Origin of the sequence: Streptomyces sp. SID11385 (assembly GCF_010548245.1) — a bacterium.
In the GTDB taxonomy this organism is placed as follows: Bacteria; Actinomycetota; Actinomycetes; order Streptomycetales; family Streptomycetaceae; genus Streptomyces.
In genome coordinates this window covers 1-2,874 of record NZ_JAAGLR010000118.1, presented here as the reverse complement: position 1 = coordinate 2,874, position 2,874 = coordinate 1, and the positions used below count along the sequence as shown (strand labels likewise).

Sequence of the window (2,874 nt, the reverse complement as noted above, 5' to 3'; positions counted from 1 at the left end):
ACCGCAGGCGCAGCGCGAGCGCGCCCCCGGTGCCGAGCGAGGTGGCGAGCCGGGGCCCCGCGAGCCGCCGGGCCCGCGCGACCCGCCGCTCGCTGAACGAGCCGAGGCAGATGCGGTCCCAGGCGTCCCGCCGCCGGACCAGTTCGATGAGCGGCCCGAGCGCGGACTCGGCCTTTACGTCGACGTTCCAGCGCGCCCGGGGGAAGGCGTCCAGCAGGTCCGCGAAGCGCGGCACCCGCTCCGTCCCGCCCACGCGCGCCTCGCGCACCGCCGCCCACGGCAGTTCCGCGAGCGCGCCGCCGCTGTCCGTCACGCGGTCGAGCGTCGCGTCGTGGAAGGCGAGCAGTTCCCCGTCGGCCGTCGTGTGGACGTCCGTCTCCAGGTACGTGTACCCGAGGCGGACCGCCCGCCGGAACGCCGTCTCCGTGTTCTCCAGCCCGTCCGCCGCGCCGCCGCGATGGGCGAAGGCGAGGGGGAGGGGGTGGTCGAGGAAGGGGTGCGGGGGAGGGACCGGCGTGTTCACGCGCGCAGTATGGCACCGCGCGTGATCATGCCCGCGCGGGGTCCGGGGGCGGGGGAGCGGGGAGCGCGAAGACGCGGAGGAAGAACTGCGCGAGAGGGCCGATGGCCAGCGCGTACAGGACCGTGCCGATGCCCAGCGTCCCGCCGAGCACGATTCCGACGACGCCGACGGCGACCTCCACACCCGTGCGGCACAGCCGCAGCGAGCGGCCCGTACGCCGGTGCAGTCCGGTCATCAGCCCGTCGCGCGGGCCGGGCCCGAAGCGCGCCGAGATGTAGAGCCCGGTCGCGACGCCGTTGAGCAGGACCCCGGCGAGCAGCACCGAGAGGCGTGCGGGCCAGGAGTGGGCCGAGGGCAGCAGGGCGAGCGTCCAGTCCATCGAAAGGCCGACGAGGAAGACGTTCGAGACCGTGCCGAGCCCCGGACGCTGACGCAACGGCCACCACAGGAGCAGGACGAGCGCGCCCACGATGATCGCGACCGTGCCGATGCTCAGGCCCGTGTGGCGCGCGATGCCCTGGTGGAAGAGATTCCACGGCTCGACGCCGAGACCGGAGAGCACGAGGAGACCGTCGCTGAAGCCGAAGAGGAGGAGCCCTCCGTAGAGATGGACGAGCCGACGGGGCAGCGAGCCGGCGGTCCGGGACGGGACAGTCGTGGCCATGGGAATCCCGGGTGTGCGGAAGTGGACTGACATATGCCACCCTGGAAGCCCCAACGGGGTCCTCGACAGGGCCAATCGAAGAGAAGTGGACTGATTTCGATGGCGGAACGGGGAATCGCGGTCGTCCGCCCGGCGCAATTGGCCCGGCTGCTCGCCTCCCAGCGGAGCGCCGGAGCGGAAGGGGCCCAGGCGCCGGATGCCGGGCCCGGGCGGGCGGAGCGCCCCCGGCACACCCCCGCCTACCAGGCGCTCGCCGACGGCATCAGGGTCCTCGTCCTGGAGGGCAGGGTCCCGGTCGGCGCCCGGCTGCCCGCCGAGCGGGAACTCGCGACGGCACTCGCCGTCAGCCGCACCACCGTCGCCACCGCCTTCGAGACGCTGCGCGAGGCCGGTTTCCTGGAGTCCCGCCGCGGCGCCGGCAGCTGGATCTCCTTCCCCGCCGGGGCCCCGCTCCCCGCCCGCGGCCTCGGCCCGCTGCCGCCCGAGCGCGCCGGGCAGCTCATCGATCTCGGCTACGCGTCCCTGCCCGCGCCCGAACCCTGGCTGACCCGTGCCGTGCGCGGCGCGACGGAGGCCCTGCCGCCGTACGCCCTGACCCACGGCGACTACCCGGCGGGGCTGCCCGCGCTGCGCCAGACGCTCGCCGAGCGCTACACGGCGCGCGGCGTCCCGACGATGCCCGAGCAGATCATGGTCACGACCGGGGCGATGGGCGCGACCGACGCGATCATCAGCCTCTTCGCGCCGCGCGGCGAACGCGTCGCCGTCGAGTCCCCGAGCTACGCCAACATCCTCCAGCTCCTGCGCGACGCGGGCGCCCGCCTCGTCCCCGTCGCGATGGCCGAGGGGATCGGCGGCTGGGACGTGGCGCGCTGGCGGCAGGTGCTGCGCGAGTCGGTGCCCCGGCTCGCGTACCTCGTCGCCGACTTCCACAACCCGACCGGCGCGCTCGCCGACGAGGAGAGCCGCCGCGCGCTCACCACGGCGGCCCGCGCGGCGGGCACGGTGCTGCTCGTCGACGAGACGATGGCCGAACTGCGGCTCGACGCCGACCTCGACGCGCCGGGCGCGATGCCCCGGCCCGTGTGCGCCTTCGACCCGGCGGGCTCGACGGTCATCACGGTGGGCTCGGCGAGCAAGGCGTTCTGGGCCGGGCTGCGGGTCGGCTGGGTGCGCGCCGCTCCCGAGACGATCCGCCGGCTCGTCGCGGCGCGCGCGTACGCCGACCTCGGCACCCCCGTACTCGAACAGCTCGCCCTCCACTGGCTCCTCACGACGGGCGGCTGGGAGGAGGCGGTCGCGCTGCGCCGCGCCCAGGCGAGAGCGAACCGCGCCGCGCTCGTCACGGCGATCCGCGACCGGCTCCCGGACTGGGAGTTCACGGTCCCGCGCGGCGGCCTCACCCTGTGGGTGCGCGCGGGCGGCCTCTCCGGCTCGCGCATCGCCGCGGCGGGCGAGGAGGCGGGCGTACGGGTCCCCTCGGGCCCCCGTTTCGGCGTCGACGGCGCCTTCGAGGGCTACCTCCGCCTCCCCTTCACGGTCGGCGGTTCCCTGGCCGAGGAGGCCGCCGACCGCCTGGCCCACGCGACGGCCCTGGTCCGCGCGGGGGCGGGGGCGCACACTTCGGCGCAGCGGGGGCTGATCGCCTGACGGGAGCGGCCGGTCGCCTGACGGGGGCGGCCGGTCG

The 2,874-nt window shown here is 75.9% G+C and carries 3 protein-coding genes; 1 reads left to right on the top strand and 2 read right to left on the bottom strand.

All coding sequences use genetic code 11. The features are described 5' to 3' along the window. Positions 1–523, bottom strand: a 523-nt coding sequence (locus tag G3I42_RS04010) for a glycerophosphodiester phosphodiesterase family protein (protein ID WP_164282460.1), incomplete at its 3' end; no start/stop codon positions are given. A gap of 25 nt (positions 524–548) precedes the next feature. After that, positions 549–1,187, bottom strand: coding sequence for a hypothetical protein (locus G3I42_RS04005; RefSeq protein ID WP_164282459.1), 639 nt, complete (start codon positions 1,185–1,187; stop codon positions 549–551). Between the two features lie 99 nt (positions 1,188–1,286). Between G3I42_RS04005 and G3I42_RS04000 the strand changes: the two genes are divergently transcribed. Next, positions 1,287–2,837 carry a PLP-dependent aminotransferase family protein gene (locus G3I42_RS04000; protein WP_164282458.1) on the top strand — a complete coding sequence of 517 codons (1,551 nt, stop codon included), beginning with the start codon at positions 1,287–1,289 and terminating at the stop codon, positions 2,835–2,837. Positions 2,838–2,874: the final 37 nt, after the last annotated feature.

Excerpts from the sequence above, each read along its gene's own strand:
- G3I42_RS04005 (WP_164282459.1), bottom strand. The coding sequence starts at position 1,187 with ATGGCCACGACTGTCCCGTCCCGGACCGCCGGCTCGCTGCCCCGTCGG.
- G3I42_RS04000 (WP_164282458.1), top strand. The coding sequence starts at position 1,287 with ATGGCGGAACGGGGAATCGCGGTCGTCCGCCCGGCGCAATTGGCCCGG.